This window comes from Pseudomonadales bacterium, assembly GCA_041395945.1.
Classification (GTDB): Bacteria; Pseudomonadota; Gammaproteobacteria; order Pseudomonadales; family Azotimanducaceae; genus SZUA-309.
In genome coordinates this window covers 684,956-704,258 of the sequence record JAWKZN010000001.1, presented here as the reverse complement: position 1 = coordinate 704,258, position 19,303 = coordinate 684,956, and the positions used below count along the sequence as shown (strand labels likewise).

19 protein-coding genes are annotated in these 19,303 nt (G+C 61.5%); 4 read left to right on the top strand and 15 right to left on the bottom strand.

Annotated elements, in window-relative coordinates:
- Positions 1-115: 115 nt before the first annotated feature.
- Positions 116-907 carry a hypothetical protein gene (locus R3E82_03350; protein MEZ5549905.1) on the top strand — a complete coding sequence of 264 codons (792 nt, stop codon included), beginning with the start codon at positions 116-118 and terminating at the stop codon, positions 905-907.
- A gap of 46 nt (positions 908-953) precedes the next feature.
- Complete coding sequence (locus R3E82_03345; protein ID MEZ5549904.1) at positions 954-1,790, top strand: HDOD domain-containing protein; 837 nt, start codon at positions 954-956, stop codon at positions 1,788-1,790.
- A 12-nt stretch (positions 1,791-1,802) separates the two neighbouring features.
- Here R3E82_03345 and mmsB read toward each other — a convergent pair whose 3' ends face one another.
- The 15 genes from mmsB to ffh all read right to left on the bottom strand — a co-directional run bounded on the left by mmsB (position 1,803) and on the right by ffh (position 17,018).
- Positions 1,803-2,702 (bottom strand): 3-hydroxyisobutyrate dehydrogenase, encoded by a 900-nt coding sequence (gene mmsB, locus R3E82_03340; protein ID MEZ5549903.1) that lies wholly within the window; start codon positions 2,700-2,702, stop codon positions 1,803-1,805.
- Positions 2,699-3,835, bottom strand: a complete 1,137-nt coding sequence (locus tag R3E82_03335) for an enoyl-CoA hydratase/isomerase family protein (GenBank protein MEZ5549902.1) — start codon at positions 3,833-3,835, stop codon at positions 2,699-2,701. The genes mmsB and R3E82_03335 overlap by 4 nt, the downstream gene beginning before the upstream one ends.
- Positions 3,836-3,923: 88 nt before the next feature.
- Complete coding sequence (locus tag R3E82_03330; protein MEZ5549901.1) at positions 3,924-4,712, bottom strand: enoyl-CoA hydratase; 789 nt, start codon at positions 4,710-4,712, stop codon at positions 3,924-3,926.
- A gap of 65 nt (positions 4,713-4,777) precedes the next feature.
- A complete protein-coding gene (gene ung, locus R3E82_03325; GenBank protein ID MEZ5549900.1) occupies positions 4,778-5,476 on the bottom strand; it encodes a uracil-DNA glycosylase in 699 nt (232 codons plus the stop codon).
- Positions 5,469-6,953 carry a lysine--tRNA ligase gene (lysS, locus tag R3E82_03320; protein MEZ5549899.1) on the bottom strand — a complete coding sequence of 495 codons (1,485 nt, stop codon included), beginning with the start codon at positions 6,951-6,953 and terminating at the stop codon, positions 5,469-5,471. Before lysS ends, ung begins: the two co-directional genes overlap by 8 nt.
- A gap of 35 nt (positions 6,954-6,988) precedes the next feature.
- Positions 6,989-8,087, bottom strand: a protein-coding gene (gene prfB, locus R3E82_03315) for a peptide chain release factor 2 (GenBank protein ID MEZ5549898.1) whose coding sequence is annotated in 2 segments (ribosomal slippage) — positions 6,989-8,020 and positions 8,022-8,087 — 1,098 coding nt in all. Because the reading frame shifts where the segments join, the coding sequence is not laid out codon by codon here.
- 23 nt (positions 8,088-8,110) lie between these two features.
- Entirely contained in the window at positions 8,111-9,820 is a 1,710-nt protein-coding gene (gene recJ / locus R3E82_03310; GenBank protein ID MEZ5549897.1) for a single-stranded-DNA-specific exonuclease RecJ, read from the bottom strand.
- 5 nt (positions 9,821-9,825) lie between these two features.
- A complete protein-coding gene (locus R3E82_03305; GenBank protein MEZ5549896.1) occupies positions 9,826-11,121 on the bottom strand; it encodes a homoserine dehydrogenase in 1,296 nt (431 codons plus the stop codon).
- A gap of 51 nt (positions 11,122-11,172) precedes the next feature.
- On the bottom strand, positions 11,173-11,943 hold the full coding sequence (locus R3E82_03300) for a DsbC family protein (protein MEZ5549895.1): 771 nt from the start codon (positions 11,941-11,943) through the stop codon (positions 11,173-11,175).
- A gap of 159 nt (positions 11,944-12,102) precedes the next feature.
- Positions 12,103-13,047 carry a site-specific tyrosine recombinase XerD gene (gene xerD, locus R3E82_03295; GenBank protein ID MEZ5549894.1) on the bottom strand — a complete coding sequence of 315 codons (945 nt, stop codon included), beginning with the start codon at positions 13,045-13,047 and terminating at the stop codon, positions 12,103-12,105.
- Positions 13,048-13,507: 460 nt separating this feature from the next.
- Positions 13,508-13,861, bottom strand: a complete 354-nt coding sequence (rplS, locus tag R3E82_03290) for a 50S ribosomal protein L19 (GenBank protein MEZ5549893.1) — start codon at positions 13,859-13,861, stop codon at positions 13,508-13,510.
- A 57-nt stretch (positions 13,862-13,918) separates the two neighbouring features.
- A complete protein-coding gene (gene trmD / locus R3E82_03285; GenBank protein ID MEZ5549892.1) occupies positions 13,919-14,692 on the bottom strand; it encodes a tRNA (guanosine(37)-N1)-methyltransferase TrmD in 774 nt (257 codons plus the stop codon).
- On the bottom strand, positions 14,689-15,246 hold the full coding sequence (rimM, locus tag R3E82_03280; GenBank protein ID MEZ5549891.1) for a ribosome maturation factor RimM: 558 nt from the start codon (positions 15,244-15,246) through the stop codon (positions 14,689-14,691). The genes trmD and rimM overlap by 4 nt, the downstream gene beginning before the upstream one ends.
- A 59-nt stretch (positions 15,247-15,305) precedes the next feature.
- On the bottom strand, positions 15,306-15,572 hold the full coding sequence (gene rpsP / locus R3E82_03275) for a 30S ribosomal protein S16 (GenBank protein MEZ5549890.1): 267 nt from the start codon (positions 15,570-15,572) through the stop codon (positions 15,306-15,308).
- Positions 15,573-15,653: 81 nt separating this feature from the next.
- Positions 15,654-17,018 (bottom strand): signal recognition particle protein, encoded by a 1,365-nt coding sequence (gene ffh / locus R3E82_03270; GenBank protein MEZ5549889.1) that lies wholly within the window; start codon positions 17,016-17,018, stop codon positions 15,654-15,656.
- Positions 17,019-17,118: 100 nt separating this feature from the next.
- Here ffh and ccsA point away from each other — a divergent pair, with 100 nt between their 5' ends.
- Positions 17,119-17,937, top strand: coding sequence for a cytochrome c biogenesis protein CcsA (gene ccsA, locus R3E82_03265; protein ID MEZ5549888.1), 819 nt, complete (start codon positions 17,119-17,121; stop codon positions 17,935-17,937).
- A complete protein-coding gene (locus tag R3E82_03260; GenBank protein ID MEZ5549887.1) occupies positions 17,937-19,229 on the top strand; it encodes an HlyC/CorC family transporter in 1,293 nt (430 codons plus the stop codon). Before ccsA ends, R3E82_03260 begins: the two co-directional genes overlap by 1 nt.
- Positions 19,230-19,303 lie beyond the last annotated feature (74 nt).

Here is a 19,303-nt window from a genome sequence, read left to right as displayed (position 1 = left end):
GGGGTAAGATGCACCGCTAAGACGCAATCTGGTATCCGGCGTGCTCTCCGATCTCTGGCAGACATCGACTTCGAATGCTGCGGACCAAGGTCCCGGACTGCTTGAATTGCAGTCCATGGCACCCCTGCTGTTCGAAGGAGTCGATGTGAACAGGTTCCTGCAGGGATACATCACCTGCGACGTGGAGACCCTGCGCGCCGACCACTGGCAACCGGCCGCGTTGTGCAATCTGCAGGGCCGGGTGGTTGCCTTCGGCTGGGCGCGGCGACGCGCTGAAGAGCAGATCCTGTGGCTGGTACACGCATGCCTGGTCGATACCCTGCGAACCTTCCTGCGTCCCTATCTGGCCTTTTCGAAAACCCGTGTGGACAGATTTCCTTCCGAGGTCCTGGTGATGGGCATGCTCGGCACCGGCATCCCCGGGCCCGCACAGATCGGCAGGCCGGGCGCAGCGGCGGGTATCACACTGGTCGAAACCGAAGAGATCCTGCTGCAGCTCGCCGGCTCCGGTCACAGAGTGAGCGAAGAGGACTGGATGTGCGCCCTCATAGAAGCGCGCATCCCCTGGTTCACCGGGGCAATCGGCGGGCGTTTTCTGCCCCAGATGCTCGGCATCACGGAACTGGGTGGCGTGGACTTCGAAAAAGGCTGTTACCTGGGACAGGAAGTGGTCGCCCGGGCGCAGCATCTAGGCCGGGTGAAGCGCGCCCTGGCTGCGCTCCACTGGTCGGGTACCCGTGCACCGGAGCCCGGTGGGGATGTCCGCGACCAGCAGGGGCGCGAGGTCGGCACTTTGATTCAGACAACCGCAGACCCGCAGGGCCCACGACTGTGTCTGGCGGTACTGCAGGAAAAAGCCACCCCGCCGTTCCAGGAGCAGGACACAGGTCTCAGCCCGATTCCCTGAGCCTCTACTATACTCAGCGGGTAACCGTTCAATGGATGCTCGCAACATGTCGAATCTCGCGACACAGATTCAGCAGGAAGTCGCCAGTGCCGTCGACAACGACGAGCTCGAACTGCCCAGTCTTCCGGAAGTCGCCCTGCGCATCCGGGAAGAAGCCGAAAGCAGGAATGTTTCCGCCCAATCCCTGGCTGTTGTGATCGGAGCCGATCCCGGTCTGGCCGTGCGCATGATCCGCGTGGCCAACTCGCCCCTGTTCCGCGCCACCCGGACCATCGAAGACCTCAACATGGCGCTTTCCAGACTCGGTGTGGAGTACGCGGCGAATCTGGCGACCGGCTTCGCCATGCAGCAGATGTTTCAGGCAACCTCGGATGTGATCGATCGCAAGATGCGCAGCGTCTGGAGCCGGGCAACCGAGGTGGCCGCGGTCTCCGGTGTGCTCGCCAAGGCTTATACCCGTCTGCGTCCCGACCAGGCCACGCTTGCCGGGCTTACCCATATGATCGGGGTATTACCGATTCTGGCCTGGGCCGAAGAACACCCCCAGTTTCTGCAGGACAGTCTGACCCTGGATCGGGTCATTGACTCGATCCACGGCAGCCTCGGTACCATGATCCTGCAGCGCTGGGAGTTCCCTGAAGAGGTCGCCATGGTGCCCGCCCACTACACGAATTTCGAGCGCAAGGCAGCCAGGGTCGACTACACGGACATCGTGATGGTGGCCAATCTGCAGCTGCACTCCGGCACCAGCCACCCCTACACCAAGATCGACTGGCACAGCATTCAGGCCTTCACCAACATCGGCCTGGATCCGGATGTGGAAACCGGTGAGCTCGCTGAGCTCAGCGCCGACATCGACGAGGCTCGCTCCTCGATTTCCTGATGTTACGCCGACTCAGGATTTGAGCTCCGGCGCGTAAAGCCACTGAATGCTCGAAAAGTCCAGCCGGCCCGCATCATTCTGGCGCTGGTGGAGCCGATAGAGGTTACGTGCCAGCGCACCGAGCGGCACTGAGCTTGCCGATGCATCCGCCGTCTCCATCGCCAGGCCGAGATCTTTCATCATCAGATCGACGAGAAAACCACCCTGGTAACCGCGCGAGGCCGGCGTGCCCGGCATCACGTCGGGATAGGGGTTGTAGACGTTGAGCGACCAGTTACCCCCGGACGACTGCTTCATCACTTCCGAGAGCACTGCCGGATCGAGGCCGTTGGCCACACCCAGCGCAAGTGCTTCAGCCGTACCCGCCATCTGGATGGCGAGCAGCATATTGTTGCAGACCTTCGTCGTCTGGCCTGCGCCACTGTCACCCGCATGGAAAACTTTTCCGCCCATGATGTCGAGCAGGGGTCGTGCGCGCTCGAGTGCGGCCGCCGCACCCCCAACCATGAACGTCAGTGTGCCGGCCTCGGCACCGGCGGTACCACCTGATACGGGGGCGTCCAGCATGCTGAGGCCATGCTGCGCGGCTGCCTCTGCCACGTGCCGCGCGGTGGCCGGATCAATGGTGCTGCAATCGATGAGCAGGGTATCCGGTGCGCAGGCAGCAATCACACCCGTCTCCCCGAGGTAGACGTCCGCCACATGGCGGCCTGCCGGCAGCATGCTGATGAATACATCCACATCCCGAGCCGCTGCCACTGCGGAAGCGCAGGCACGGGCACCGGGTACCGCAGCCACGGAAGCCGCAACCACATCGAAGACCTGAACATCGAAGCCGGCACCTGCCGCCACCAGATTGCGGGCCATGGGCCCTCCCATGTTTCCCAGGCCGATGAAACCGATACGTGTCATGACGTGCGCTCCAGATCGTGAAGTGGATTACGGGCCCAGGGTTCGGCGAAATGACTCTGCACGTACGCATCCGGCAGCGATTCCAGGTCACCGAACTGCCAGACCGGATTGTTGTCCTTGTCGATCAGCAGCGCGCGCACCCCTTCCGCGAAGTCATGGTTATCGGCGCAATGGGTAGCGACGGTCATCTCCAGGCGAAAACAGTCGGCGAGTTCCAGTGCAGGTGCCCGTCTGAGCTGCTCGAAGACGATACCCACAGTGGTCGGGCAGCCGCCGTTGAGATTGGCAAGACCCCGGTCCAGCCAGGGGTCACGCCCGGCAAGCGCCCGCAGGCTTGCCACAACGCCACCCAGTTCCTGCGCTGCGCCGACTGACTCCGGAATCAGCGGCAGCTGGCTCGCAGGCAGGGTCGCGGCCGGCAGTTGCCGCAGACAGGCATCGATGAGAGCGCCATCTGCATCCGGTTCTCCGCACCAGGCGAGGCTCGCGAGCTTCCCGCTCAGCGAAGCGAACTGGCCGGTGCTGAGGTTGTGAGTGCCCAGACCGATGTCGAGGGCATCTGCCCCATTGAGATGACTGCCGGTCATGCCGACAAAGCGCCCGATGTGCGGTTCCATCCCACGCAGCAGCCAGGTGCCGCCCGCATCAGGAAACAGGCCGATAGTCACTTCCGGCAGGGCGATCCGAACCCGTTCACTGACGATCCGGAAGCGGGCGGCACTGAAGATGCCCAGTCCTCCGCCCATGATCACCCCGTGTCCCAGGGCGATCACCGGCTTGGTATATCTGTGCAGCAGGTAGTCGAGGCGGTATTCGCGCTCGAAGAACTCATAGGGGTATTCGTCTACCCGTTCTCCCGCCTGATGATTGCGCATCATGGCCCGGTACAGCGCCTGGATGTCGCCACCCGCGCTGAACGCCCGGTTGCCGCTGGACGTCAGGAGCACGGCGACCACACGCTCGTTCTGCTTCCACCGCCGCAGCGCCGGATCGAGAATGTCGATCATGTCCAGACTCAGCGCATTGAGCGTAGCTTCCGAATTGAGCCTGGCCTCTGCCAGCACAAAGCCTTTCGCCAGCAGGTGCTCGCTGAGCACCACCGCAGCACTTTCAGAATTGAGCAATCTGGTCATCAGCCTCCCCTTCTGTCGAGGTCTTTTCCTGCCAGCGTCCTGTCGCCGATTTTCCGTTGGCGCCAGGCGACAGGCAACCCTCACCCGGTCAGCCGTTTACCCACACCGGTTTGCGCTTTTCAAGAAAGGCGTTGACCCCCTCCTTCTGATCCCGGGTGTCAAACAGATCGACAAAGGCCGCGCGTTCCACACTATACGCGTTCTCGATGTGGCCATGACGGGCTTCCTGAATCAGCCGCTTGCAGGCGGCGACAGCCGGCGGGCTCTGTCGACCCACTGCAGCCGCGAGTTCCAGCGCGCGTGCCAGGGCCGCTTTCGGTCCCACGACCTCTTCGACGAGTCCGATCCGCAATGCCGTCTCGGCATCGACCCGCTCGCCACAGAGAATCATCCGCTTCGCCCAGCCCTCACCCACCAGCCAGGCCAGATTCTGGGTACCCCCGCCGCACGGCAGCAGGCCAACCGTCGCTTCAGGCAATGCCATCTGGGCCTGGGATTCAGCAATCCGGATATCACAAGCCAGCGCACACTCAAGGCCTCCGCCCATGGCAAAGCCATTGATGGCCGCAATGCTCACACCCCGGAAACCTGACAGGGTTTCGAACGCCCTCCCGAAGCTGGCGGACATATCCGCGGCCACCGCTTTGTCACCCGCCGCGAACAGCTTCAGGTCAGCGCCGGCGGAAAAGAACTTCTCCCCCGCTCCGGTTATCACGATGGCATAAACGTCATCGGCGGCTTCACACTGACCGACGATGGCCTCGAGTCCTCCCAGACTGTCCTGATCCCAGGTATTCGCCGCGGGATTGTCGATGGTGATGAGCGCACTGTTGCCCTGCTGGTCGACGCGCAGTTTGCTGGTTGGTGAGGTGATCATGGCTCTGTCTCCTTCCGGGTAGTTGAATTTAACAAGTTCTGTGACTGGATGAGCGGGCAAACGATTCAGGCGACGTCGAACCAGTCGATGGGACGCACACCCTGGGACTCAAGATAGTCGTTGGCCTTACGGAAGTGATTGCAGCCGAAGAAGCCCCGGTGTGCCGACAGGGGTGAGGGATGAGGGGCACTGAGCACACAGTGTCGGCTGCGATCGAGTTTCGCGCCTTTGCGCTGTGCGTAGCTGCCCCAGAGCAGGAAGACCAGATGGTCGCGGCGCTCGTTGAGTACCTGCACTACCGCATCGGTGAAGGTCTCCCAGCCCTTCCCTTGGTGCGAGGCCGCCTGACCACGCTCCACCGTGAGTACCGCATTGAGCAGCAGCACCCCCTGGCGCGCCCAGGGTTCGAGGCAGCCGTGGCTGCCATCGAGACGCCTGCCGCCATCGGCAAATTCACTGTTGATCTCCTTGAACACGTTCACCAGCGAGGGCGGATTGGGCACGCCGGGCAGCACCGAAAAACAAAGCCCGTGGGCCTGACCCGGGCCGTGGTAGGGGTCCTGGCCGATGATGACGACTTTGACTGCGGGCAACGGGGTGATGTCCAGGGCGGCAAATATCCTCTCTCCGGGAGGGTAGACAACCTTACCGGCCTGTTTCTCGGCACGAAGGAAACGTCGCAGTTCCTGCATGTAGGGCTGTTCGAATTCCGGCCGAAGCGCCTCTTTCCAGGAGCGCTCGAGCCGGATTCTTTCCTCAGCCATGCCTTGGCCTCATCAGTGGGAACAGCAGCACGTCGCGGATGGAGCTGACATCCGCCAGCAGCATCACCAGTCGGTCGATCCCGATGCCCTCACCCGCCGTCGGTGGCAGGCCGTACTCCAGCGCTGTGATGTAGTCTTCGTCGAAACCCATGGCCTCGAGATCGCCCCGATCCTTCGCTTCGAGCTGAGCGCGAAAACGTTCGGCCTGATCTTCCGGGTCGTTCAATTCCGAAAAGCCATTGGCGATTTCCCGGCCGCAGATAAACAGCTCGAAGCGATCGGTGAACTCCGGGGCATCGTCGTTGCGCCGCGACAGCGGTGACACTTCAGCGGGGTAGGCGGTGATGAAGGTCGGCTGCTCCAGCTTGTCTTCAACCCGGGCATCGAAGACCTCGACGAGCAGTCTTCCGGGACCCCAGGAGTCGTCCACCGCCACGCCCGAAGCGGTCAGCGCGCGCCTGAGTGCTTGCGGATCCTGCACATCCGCGGCGCTGAGATCCGTGTACTCCACAACCGCTTCACTCATGGTGAGACAGCGCGCCGGTTGACCGAAATCGATGACCCTGTCCTGATAGCTGACCTGAGTGCTGCCGGTCACGGCAACAGCGACTTCACTCAGAAGCTCCTGGGTCAGCGCGATCAGATCCCGGTAGTCGTGATAGGCCCAGTAGAACTCGAGCATGGTGAACTCGGGATTGTGGCGGGTGGATAATCCTTCATTGCGGAAATTGCGGTTGATCTCGAATACCTGTTCGAAGCCGCCGACCACCAGCCGCTTGAGAAACAGCTCAGGCGCCACGCGCAGGTACAATTCCAGATCGAGGGTGTTGTGGTGGGTGACAAACGGGCGCGCGGCTGCACCACCGGGAATCGCATGCATCATCGGCGTCTCCACTTCCATGAAGGCGCGCGCTGTGAAAAACTCCCGAACCGCACCGATCGTGCGCGAGCGGATCTCAAAAACCCGGCGGGATTCCGCGTTCATCATCAGATCGAGATAACGCTGCCGGTACTTGATCTCCTGATCCGTGAGACCGTGAAATTTCTCTGGCAGCGGACGCAGCGTCTTGTTCAGCAGTTCGATATGATCGGCGGCCACGGTCAGTTCGCCTTTGTTGGTGCGCATCAGCGTGCCACGCACACCCACGATGTCGCCGATGTCCCAGAGTTCGTTGAACTGCTCGTAGGCTGTCTCCCCGACATCCTGCTGACGGATGTAGCACTGGATCCGACCGCTGACATCCTGCAGGGTGATGAAGCTCGCCTTGCCCATGACCCGGCGCAGCATCACTCGACCGCACACGGCGGTACGGGAGACGTTCGTCTCTAAAGCCGCCTTGTCTTTTCCCTCAAATGCCTCGAGCAGATCCCGGGCCAGCGCTTCTCGCCGGAAGTCATTGGGATAGGGCCGGCCCAGGTCACGCCAGCGGATGAGTTTTTCCCGGCGATTGGCAATGAGGTTGTTTTCTTCAGTCATGCAAAGAGCCTGTGGTGTGTGGCCGTGCAGCAGGACTAGAGTCCGGCTTTCAGGCTCGCTTCGATGAATTCGTCCAGATCCCCGTCCAGCACCGTATCCGGATCACTGCGCTCAACCATGGTGCGCAGGTCTTTCACCCGGGACTGATCCAGCACGTAGCTGCGGATCTGACTGCCCCAGCCGATGTCGGCCTTGTTGTCTTCGATCTCCTGCAGCTCGGCGGTGCGCTTGAGCATCTCCAGCTCGTAGAGCTTGGCACGCAACTGTTTGAACGCCTTGTCCTTGTTCTGATGCTGGGAGCGCTCACTCTGACACTGCACAACGGTATTGGTGGGGAGATGGGTGATACGCACCGCAGAGTCCGTGCGGTTCACATGCTGCCCGCCCGCCCCGCTTGCCCGGTAGGTGTCGATGCGCAGATCGGCCGGGTTGATCTCGATTTCAATATCGTCGTCGATTTCGGGCGAAACAAAGACAGACGCAAAGGAGGTATGACGCCGGTTGCCGGAATCAAACGGAGACTTGCGGACCAGCCGATGCACGCCGGTCTCGGTGCGCAGCCAGCCGAAAGCATGATCGCCATTGAACTGCACGGTCGCTCCTTTCACCCCGGCCACTTCGCCGGGAGACACTTCTATGATCTCCGTCGTGAAACCCCGCTTCTCACCCCAGCGCAGATACATGCGCAGCAGCATCTCCGCCCAGTCCTGGGCTTCGGTGCCGCCGGAGCCCGCCTGTATTTCGAGAAACGCATTGGCCGGATCCATCTCGCCTTCGAACATGCGGCGGAACTCGAGTGCTGCCAGATCCTGCTCCAGCCTGCCGAGATCTTTCTCGACTTCAGCCAGGGTGGCATCGTCTGCTTCCTCGGCTGCGAGTTCTGCGAGCTCGGAGAGATCGCCGAGCTGCGAGGCCAGCCGCTTGAACAGACCCAGCACCTCTGCCAGTTCGACCCGCTCCTTGTTCAGGGCACGGGCGTTGTCCGGGTCGTTCCAGACATCAGGATCGGCGAGGGTGAGTTCTATCTCTTCAAATCGCAGCTGCTTGTCTTCGAGGTCAAAGATGCCCCCTGAGCGCGCGGTCGCGCTCGCTCAAGTCTCTGATGTGTTCGCGAATAATGTTGAAATCGGACATATGGACCTCGAAACCGCGGGAGTTTAAGGCAACGGCTGCAGATGCTCCACCATGAGTTGCAGGGTGCAGTTGTCCCGGTAGTCGTTTTCCGCCAGCCGGTACACGGCGTGCACTCGCGCCACGGCATCCAGCGCCGCCTGCCCGAATGCAATCGCATCAAACAGTCTGCCGTCCCTGCGCAGTACCAGCTTGAGATGCCGCTCACCGACCACCCGCTGACTGACGAGATCAAAATCATCGTGAAAACTCGGCTCCGGGAACTGCTGACCCCAGGGACCACCTGCGGCGAGCCGTCGTGCCATCGGCAGCGTGGTCTCTTCCGCAGCCAGCGAACCATCGGTGACGATGACGGGCGAGAGGGCCGAAGCAGGTAGAAACCGCTTCACATGCTCATCGAATACCTTCTGAAAACGCGGGTAGTGCACACGCTTGATGGACAGCCCGGCCGCCATCGCATGGCCACCGAAACGCAGCAGCATGCCGGGATAGCGGGTGGCAATGGCATCGAGCAGATCACGCACATGAAGATCCGGTACAGAACGCGCCGAACCCTTCAGCTCATCGGGTGCGATATTCCCGGCATCTGCGAAGGCGATAACGGGACGATGTACTTTCTCCCGCAGGCGGCCGGCAACAATCCCGACGATGCCCTGGTGCCAGCTCGGGTCATAGACACAGACACCGAAGCGATCTCCCACATCGGCATCATGGGTAGCCACGATCAGCTCCGCATCGCGCACCATCTGCGCTTCCAGTTCGCGCCGGGTCTGATTCAGTTCATCGAGCACCGTGGCCGCTTCACGGGCCTGCCTGTAGTCCGTGCTCAGCAGTGCGCGGATGCCGATGCTCATGTCATCGAGCCGACCGGCGGCATTCAGTCGCGGACCGATTGCGAAACCCAGATCCTGGGCAGACAGTTTCGCAGGATCGCGGCCCGCCACCTCTGCCAGTGCACGGATGCCGACCCTGCAGCGCCCGGCACGGATGCGCCGCAGCCCCTGCTCCACCAGCACCCGGTTGTTGTAATCAAGGGGCACCACGTCTGCCACCGTGCCGACCGCTACCAGATCGAGCCAGTCCGCGAGATTGGGCTCAGACCGCCCGGCGAACCAGCCGCGTCTGCGCAGTTCACTGCGCGTGGCACTGAGCACGTAGTAGATGACCCCCACCCCTGCCATGGCACGGCTCGGGAAACGGCTGTCAGGCAGATTCGGATTCACGAGGGCGTGTGCGGCAGGCAGCTCCGACCCGGCGAGATGGTGATCGGTGACAATCACATCAATGCCCGCGCTCTGGGCGAGGGCGACCCCTGCGACGCTGGAGACACCGTTGTCCACCGTGACGATGACGTCCGGTGTCTGAGCCTGGGCAATGGCCACGATTTCCGGTGACAATCCGTAGCCGAATTCGAATCGATTCGGGACAAGGAAGCTCACCCGGGCTGCGCCGAGGGCTTCCAGCAGCGAAACGCCAAGGGCAACCGATGTGGCACCGTCGGCATCGAAATCGCCGACGATGAGAATATGTTCACTGCGCTCGATCGCGTCTGCGAGACGCGCCGCCGCCCGGTCGATGTCCGGCAGGGTATCCGGCGGTGTGAGCGCTTCGAGCCCGAGCTGCAGCTGCGCGGCCCGCTCAATGCCGCGGCTCAGATAGATGCGCTCCAGCAGTGGCGGCAGGTCTCCCGCGCCCGCCAGCGATCCAGCCGGAACCGGCCGCTCGGAGATTTCCAGATTCATCATCCGCGGAAGTGTTCAACCCGGATGCAGCGGATGCTGCCAACCACCTGGGGCAGCCGCTGCACCGCTTCGATCGCCTTTCTGACCTTCGATTCCAGAATGTCCTCGGTGAGGATGATGATCGGCACCCAGGGTTGCTGATCATCGAACTGGTCCGCCTGCTCTTTCTGTATCGCCGCTTCGATACTGATGTCGTGCTGGCTGAGTATGGTGGCCACCTGGGCAAATACTCCCGGCTTGTCCAGAGAAGGGATGCGCAGATAAAAGCCGGTTTCAACAGCATCGATGGCGGCGACCGCACGGTCATCCCGTTGCCGGCACACCTGCGGTGACATGGCCTGTCCCCGCGCCAGATCGATAAGGTCTGCAACCACCGAAGAGGCGGTAGGCAGCGCACCGGCACCCGCACCATAGTAGAGCGTGTCACCGGCTGCATTGCCGTGCACGAGTACAGCGTTCATCACGCCGTTGACACTGGCCAGCAGCTGCTGATCGGGCACCAGGGTGGGATGCACGCGCAGTTCCACACCAGCCGCGCCGGCCCTCGCGATACCCAGATGCCTGATCTGGTAACCGAGCTGACGGGCATACTCGATGTCTTCAACCGTGACATCCGCAATTCCTTCGCAGTACACCTCATCGAAGCGAAAGCCGATACCGAAGGCCAGCGCCGACATGATGGTCAGTTTGTGCGCAGCGTCGATACCTTCGACGTCAAAGGTTGGATCGGCTTCCGCATAGCCGAGCTTCTGAGCAGAGGCGAGTGCCTCTTCGAAGGTCCTGCCCTGACGGGCCATTGCGGTGAGAATGTAGTTGGAGGTGCCGTTGATGATGCCGGCCAGCCAGTCGATCCGGTTCCCCGCGAGAGACTTCGACAGCGCCGCAATGACCGGAATGCCGCCTGCAACCGCTGCTTCAAAAACCAGATGCACGCCCTTGCGGGCCGCCAGTGCCAGAAGCTCATCGCCATGCACGGCGACCACCGCCTTGTTTGCGGTGACCACCGACTTGCCGGCATTCAGACAGTCGCGGATGAACCGGTGCGCAACGGCTTCGCCACCGATCAGCTCCACTACAACCTCAATGGCGGGGTCGTTGAGAACCGTGGTGAGATCCGTGGAGAAGGCGGCTCCGAGCAGATCAACGCCGGGTTTTTCCGAGCGACTGGCGATGCGCACGACCTCGATGGGTCGCCCTGCCCGGGCAGCGATCTGCTCACCGTTGGTGGACAGCACTTCCAGGACACCCTGAGCCACGGTGCCAAGACCACAAATGCCTATTTTCAGGGCTTCCAAGCGCCCACTCCCTGATCCGATCGTGAGGGCGCCATCTTACGGTTGTGGCAGTTAAATACCCAGTGTGCTGGCCAGTTCGTCCGCGGGAACGTATCCGGGCAGCAGCCGTCCGTCTTCGAGGACGATGGATGGTGTGCCGGTCACGCCGACTTCATGTCCCAGCTCAAACTGGTTCGCCACCGGATTCGGGCAGGTGGCATCCGGAATCTCGGCGCCTGCCTTCAGCGCGGTAAGGGCTGAATTCGGGTCAGCCGAACACCAGGCCGAGACGATCTTCTGATACGACCGCGAGCCGATACCGGCCCGGGGATAGGCGAGATAGCGCACTTCGATGCCGAGCTCGTTCAAACGGGGAACTTCCTGATGCAGCTTGCGGCAGTAGCCGCAATCGACATCGGTAAACACGTTGATCACCGCCTTGGTGCCGCCGGTGGCGGGGAAAATCACCATATCCGAGGTCTTCACCGAGGCCATCAGATCGTGGCGCTTCTCAATGCGACCGAGCTCGGCAAGATTCACCAGATCATCTTCCTGAAGCTCATAGAGATCGCCGGTGAACAGGTAGCGGCCATCGGCGGTACCGTAGAAAACCGTGCCGCCGGAAAGCTCGAGTGTGAAAATACCCGGCAGTGGCGAAGGTCCTACCCGCTCAATCGGAATGTCCGGGCGCAGGGCGCGCAGTTTCGTGATCAGTACCTGACCGTTGTCCGGCGCTTTTTCCGCCGCTGCGATCCGGGAAACCGGTGCGCCGGGCAGCAACATCCCGACACTGAAAACTGCCAGTCCCAGAAAAATCCACCTGAGGGTGCCGGATAACTTCATCTTTCTTCGCCTGTTATTCTGTTGAACTGTTGATCGCGGACTGCGCCGGCGACCCGGTGCGCGGCCCGGGAACTGCCAGTTGGACCCTGATCTGTCACTCAGGTTCGCCCAAGGACCTGTCCATGAACCGATATCCGCTCAGAAACTCCCCTGCAGGGCTCAACCCCTGGGATGGTGGATACCATGCAGGGTTTTCAATCGTGCTTGCGCGACGTGAGTATAGATCTGGGTGGTGGACAAGTCTGCATGACCCAGCATCATCTGGACGGCACGCAGATCCGCACCGTGATTGAGCAGATGCGTGGCGAAAGCATGTCGCAGGGTATGCGGCGATATGTTCCGGTTGATCCCCGCAAGCGCCGCGTAGCGCTTGATCGCATACCAGAATGTCTGACGGGTCATTACCCGACCGCGCCGGCTCGGGAACAGGGCATCACTGGGGCTGCCCTGTACCAGTGCCATCCGGCCCTCACTGATAAAACGCGTAACCCAGCTCAACGCTTCCTCCCCAATGGGGACCAGGCGTTCCTTGCCCCCCTTGCCGACGATGCGCACCACACCCTGACGCGCATTGACCGCACCCGCCCGCAGGGTTACCAGTTCGGAAATGCGCAAGCCGGACGCATACAGAACCTCGAGCATGGCCCTGTCCCGTAAACCTGTGGCGGTCTCGGTGTCCGGAGCCGAGAGCAGCGCGCGAACGTCCTGTTCCGAGAGGGATTCGGGCAGATGGCGCCCGAGCCGCGGATGTTCGAGATGGGCGGCGGGATCCGTGGTAAGACGTCCACCGTGCACCTGCTGACGGTAGAAGCCTTTCACGCAGGAAAGCCAGCGGGCGGAAGAGCGGGTTTTGTAGCCCTGCGCAAACCGTCGGGCAATCACCGCGAGCAGATCCTGCTCACCGGCCTGCAGCAGCGGCTTGCCCAGCGCAGCATGCAGGGCCCGCAGATCCCGCCGGTAAGCGGCGAGGGTATTGGCACTCAGCCCTCTGGCGAGCCAGATCTCATCCAGGTATTGATCGATCGCCGGATCCGGCGCTACGGGCTTTCCGGCCTGCTCTGAGCGCGGGTCGGAGAAGGAAGGGGTGCCTTGCAAGACTGTCATTCAATCATCCATCTGTCCCGGACTGACCTGTGCAGACCCGCTGCGACTGACCCAATGCGTCAGGCTCTGACAGTTTTCTGCACCTGCCAGACGTCGGCAGCATGCCACAAGCCAGGACAAGGCGACCACCCGGCGAACCCGGAAGCGGCTTGCTGGTATTCGCAATACGTTGATTCAGATGGGTTTTTTGAAATATTCAGGCGTTCCGCGGGGGAAATTCAAAAACTGGCACGAAAACTGAACCTACTGAAACAGCGCCGCAACGTCTCCAGAAGCATCCCACCGGTCGTCCCCCCGGTCGCCTCTGAACGCTGCGGACACAGCTAACCGGTATCGTCTCTCCGCCGGCTAACTGGACCCGACCAGTTCACTAGGCAGCTCTCTCCCCCGTCCCCAAGCCTAGTGAGCTGGTTGCTCTTTCCCCTCGATCAGATCTGACTCCTGTCAGACCTGACTCCTGTCAGACCTTTTCCCGGATACGTGCAGCACGGCCGGACAGGTTGCGCAGATAGTAGAGTTTTGCCTGCCGGATATCACCGCGACGTTTGACTTCGATGCCGGCGATCATGGGGCTGTGGCTCTGGAACGTGCGCTCCACACCAACACCGTGGGAGATCTTGCGCACAGTGAACGCAGAGTTCAGACCGCGATTGCGCTTACCGATCACCACACCTTCGAAGGCCTGCAACCGCTCTCGGTTGGCTTCGATCACCTTCACCTGCACCACCACCGTGTCGCCCGGACCGAATTCGGGGATATCGGTTTTGAGCTGCTCGTTTTCCAGAGCTTCTATGATCTTGTTTCTACGCACGATGGGTGCTCCTGTTGTGTCGCTTGTTCACCCTGACAGTCACGCTCAGGGTTGTCTCATTCAACCTGCTGCGGGTTTGAGCTCTTCTGCGAAGAGTTCGGCCAGCAACAGTCTTTCCGTCTCGGTCAGTGACCTGCTGGAAAGCAGGTCGGGCCGATGTATCCAGGTCCGCTTGAGGGATTCGCGCAAACGCCAGCGCTGAATGGCGCTGTGGTCTCCGCTGATCAGTACCTCGGGCACACTGCCGGCGGCGCAATTCTCGGGGCGCGTATAGTGAGGGTAATCGAGCAAACCATCAAGATGAGATTCTTCCAGCGCGGATGCGCTGTTCCCCAGGGTGCCTGGCAAGTGTCTTGACACAGTATCCAGGACCACCAGTGCCGGCAACTCACCTCCGGTCAGGACGTAGTCGCCAATGGACAGCTGCTCGTCCACCTCGGCAAGCAGCAGCCGCTCATCCACCCCCTCATAGCGCCCGCAGAGCAGTATCAGTCCCGGCCGCCGGGACAGGTCGTGGACGATCTGCTGATTCAATCGCCGCCCCTGGGGCGACAGGTAGATCACCGGCACATCCAGCCCGCGCCGGGTTGCGGCGTCTTTCGCGGCCTGCAGTGCGGCCTGCAGCGGCTCGACCTGCATGACCATGCCCGGTCCACCGCCGTAAGGTCGATCGTCTACCGTACGGTGCCGATCCCGGGCGAAGTCCCGGGGATTAAAGACATCCAGATCGATGATGCCCTGCTCGACTGCCCGACCCAGCACACCTGCTGCGGCTGAGCCGGTCACCAGATCGGGAAACAGAGTGACGATGCCGGCCCACAGCCTCGCGCTCACATTTCCTCCCAGTCGACCAGCAGACGGTTCCCGGCCAGGTCCACTTCAAGGACGAAGTTGCGATGAAAGGGGATCAGAGTTTCCCCGCTGTCACCCTTGATCACCATCACATCCTGAGCGCCTGTCTCGAAAAGCCGATCCACCGTACCCAGACGGTGGCCGGCGCTATTGAAGACGGTCAGTCCGACCAGATCACGCCAGTAATACTCGTCTTCAGCAGTTTCCGCGAGCTGATCGGCCTGCACCCCGATCCAGACACCCTGCATCCGCTCAGCGGCGGTACGATCGTCGACGCCCCGAAGATGGGCGACAAACCCCTGCTGGTGGGGGCGGGCTTCGACCACGTCCACTTTCCGCCAACCCTCGTCCGGGTCCAGTGGTGGTGAGTCCTGATGCGACGTCGCGTTGAGCCACCAGGGTCTGTAGTCGAGGAGGTTTTCCGGCGGATCGGTGAAAGTACTGACCCGCACCCAGCCTTTCACCCCATAGGGTGCACCGACCCGGCCGATGACGATCATCTGGCGGGTAGCAGCGGAGGTCACGGGAACGGACACGGCAGAGGTACCTGCGCAAAAGGCGCAGCCGGCTGGGCGGCTGCGCTCAACCGGACAGATCAGGCAGCGGCAGGGGCGGCCGCGTTGCGACGGGCCTGCTTGAGAAGTTTCTTCACAGAATCCGAGGGACGCGCGCCCACGGAAAGCCAGTAGTCGAGCCGCTCGAGATCAACCCGGAGGCCTTCAGACTTGCCTTTGGCGATGGGGTTGTAGAAGCCCAGCCGCTCGACGTGTCTGCCGTCCCGGCAGGACGTACGGTCGGCAACGGTGATGTGATAGAAGGGGGTCTTTTTAGCCCCATGTCGAGCCAGGCGGATCGTTACCATCTAGATTCTCTTAAGCTTAAGCGGTTGGCTTGGGAAGGCGCGGTATTGTAATGGAACCTGCCCGCCTTGCAAGCCGCGACTTCAGCGCTGGAAGCCCTTGGGGGGACGCATCCCCTGAATGCCACGCATCATTTTCTGCATGCCACCCTTTTTGCTGACCTTCTTCATCATCTTCTGCATCTGCTTGTGCTGCTTGAGCAGGCGGTTCACGTCCGGCACCTGGGTCCCGCTGCCCATGGCAATGCGGCGCTTGCGGGAGCCATTGATCAGATCCGGGAAACGACGCTCCTGGGGAGTCATGGAGTCGATGATCACGCCCATTCGGGTGAAAGCGGTATCGTTTACCTGGCTCTGGGCCGCCTGGGGCAGTTGCGCCATACCCGGCATCTTTTCCAGCATGCTGCCGATACCACCCATATTGGCCATCTGGGCGAGCTGATCGCGAAAGTCCTCCAGATCGAACTTGGCGCCCCGCTGGATCTTCCTGGCGAGCTTCTCCGCCTTCTGTTTATCGATCTTGCGCTCTGCCTCCTCGATCAGGGTGAGCACGTCCCCCATACCGAGGATGCGTGATGCCAGCCGCTCCGGATGGAAGGGCTCGAGTGCATCAACACCCTCCCCCATGCCGATGAATTTGATCGGTTTTCCGGTGATGCTGCGTACGGACAGCGCCGCCCCACCACGCGCATCGCCATCGGCTTTGGCCAGCACAACGCCGGTCAGCGGCAGGGCCTCATTGAACGCCTGAGCGGTGTTGGCTGCGTCCTGGCCGGTCATGGCATCCACCACGAACAGCGTCTCGATGGGCTTGAGCGCGCCATGCAGCGCGCGGATCTCCTCCATCATTTCCGCATCGATCGCCAGGCGCCCTGCGGTATCCACAATCAGCACATCGGCGAACTGGGTCTTTGCCTCCGCCACTGCCCGCCTGGCGATCTCCAGGGGCTTTTCTGACGGGTCGGATTCCACGAACTGGGCACCGACTTCGCCTGCGAGGGTGCGCAGCTGATCAATGGCCGCCGGTCGATAGACGTCGGCGCTGACCACAGCCACTTTCTTCTTTTCCCGCTGCTTCAACAGGCGGGCGAGTTTGGCCACAGTGGTGGTTTTGCCTGCACCCTGGAGTCCGGCCATCAGCACGATCGCGGGCGGGGTGATTGCCAGGTTCAAGGCATTGTTGGCCTCACCCATCACCCGCACGAGTTCCGAGTGAACGATCTTGATGAAGGCTTCACCGGGATTCAGCGCGCTGGAGATCGACTGACCCAGGGCGGCCGCCTTGACGCTGTCGGTAAACGACTTCACCACCGGCAGGGCGACATCCGCCTCGAGCAGCGCCATGCGGACGTCCCGCAATGCTTCGGTGATGTTTTCTTCGGAGAGCCGACCCCGACCCGACACCTGTCGCAGGGTGGTGGTCAATCGCTCCGTCAGATTCTCGAACATGAACAACCTCGCATACCCAGACTTAAGCGCCGGGCTGCTCTGGAAAAGCCGCAGATTATAACTCTTCACGCTTTGATTGGCTTATGACAAACTCTCAGCCATGGTCTCAACCGTCAGCGCGGTGATGGGTGTCGGCGCGGCAACCGCCTATCTCACCGGCGCCTTTCTTCAGTACCGCAGTTTTTCAGAAAGTACCGAGGCCAGAACCCCGCTTCTGATCGCGCTCGCCACTGCGGGTGCAGTTCTGCATGCCTCCGCCGACTTCCACATGATCGCTACGAACACCGGGCTCAACCTCGGGCTGTCCTCCTCTGCCAGCCTGGTGAGCTGGATCATGCTGGTGAGTGTGCTGCTTGCCGCTACCCGCCTGCCGGTATTGAACCTGCTGATGCTCATCCAGCCCCTGGCTGCTGCAGGCGTGATCGCCGCTCTGATCTGGGGCGGCTCACCTGCCACCGTGATACCCCTGGCGACGCTGGGCGGCGCTCTGCTGGGCCATATCGCGCTCTCAATCGCCGCTTACAGCATTCTGTTCATGGCAGCTTGTCAGTCGGTTCTGGTTGCCCTCCTCGAACACCGCCTGCATCGCAAGAAGACCATCCGATTGCTGCGTGTGCTGCCGCCGCTGCAGACCATGGAAACCCTGCTGTTCAACCTGCTCTGGGCCGGCATCTGCGTGCTGACCCTGGCCATCCTCAGCGGCTTTCTGTTTCTCGAAGACATGTTTGCCCAGCGGGTGGCACACCACACCCTGCTCGCACTCGCTTCCTGGGGCGTGTACGCCGCGCTTCTCGCCGGTCATCGCCTGTTCGGCTGGCGCGGCGCCACGGCTGTGCGCTGGACCCTGCTGGCCTTCGCACTGCTGGTACTGGGCTACTTCGGCAGCAAATTCGTGATTGAGGTCCTGTTGGAACACTGATGTCGGATCTTCCGGGGTTTGTTCTCATCGGCATTGTTCTGCTGCTCACCGCACTGTCGGCGTATTTCTCCGGCTCCGAAACGGCAATGATCGGCCTGAACCGCTATCGTCTGCGGCATCTTGTGAAGGAGCGTCATCGCGGCGCGCGCAAGGCCAATCGGCTGCTGAAACGCCCGGATCGGCTGCTGGGCATGATTCTGCTTGGCAACAATCTGGTGAACTTCACCGCCGCCAGCATCGGGACCATCATCGGCATCCGCTATCTGGGCGAATACGGCGTGGTGCTGGCACCGGTATTGCTCACTCTGTTTTTCCTGATTTTCGCGGAAGTCGCACCCAAGACGATCGCTGCTCGAACGCCGGAAGCCATCGCCTTTCCTTCAGCCTATGTGCTCGAACCCCTGCTGCGGCTGTTTTATCCCGGTGTCTGGTTTGTGAACACCATTGCCAACTGGCTGGTGAAACCCTTTCTGCCCCACCCGGATGAGGATGACGTCGACAGCCTGAGCGTGGAAGAACTGCGCACAGTGGTCAACGAAGGGGCAGGGATTCCCGGCCAGAGACAACACATGCTGCTCGGTGTGCTGGATCTCGAGAAGGTCACGGTGGACGACATCATGGTGCCTCGCAGTGAAATCGTCGGCATCGATATGGATGACGACATCAACCACATTTTCGATCTGATGGCCGCCAGTCAGCACACCCGGTTACCCGTGTATCAGGAAAACATCAACAACATCATCGGCATTCTGCACCTGCGCCGCATAGCCAAACATCTGCCACGGCAGTCGAATTCCGAACAGCTCACCAAGGCAGACATTCTTCAACTCACCGAGGAGCCCTACTTCGTCCCGGAAGCCACACCCCTGCACACCCAGCTCATTCACTTCAAGAACGAGAAGAAGCGCGTGGCTCTGGTGGTAGACGAGTACGGTGAGATACGCGGCATCGTCACCCTTGAAGACATCCTCGAAGAGATCGTTGGCGAGTTCACTACGGACTACGCTGCCGCCCTCCCCGAGATCATTCCCCAGGACGACGGCTACTTTCTGATCGACGGCCTCGCCGTGCTGCGGGACATCAATCGCGCCCTGGGCTGGGATCTGCCCACCAACGGACCGAAAACACTCAATGGTCTTGTGCTGGAGCACCTCGAGGCGATTCCGGAAAACAACCTGTGCCTGAAAGTGCACGACTACCTGATCGAAACCCTGCAGATCAAGGACAACGTGATCAAGGCGCTGAAGATCAAACGACTGGACCGCCCGCCGTTGCCCGTCGAAGATCACTGAGGCAGCCGCGAAGCGGGCCAGTCAGTTGGCGGTTGCCTGGCACACCACCAGCGTCAGAGGGAGCGCCAGGCCAC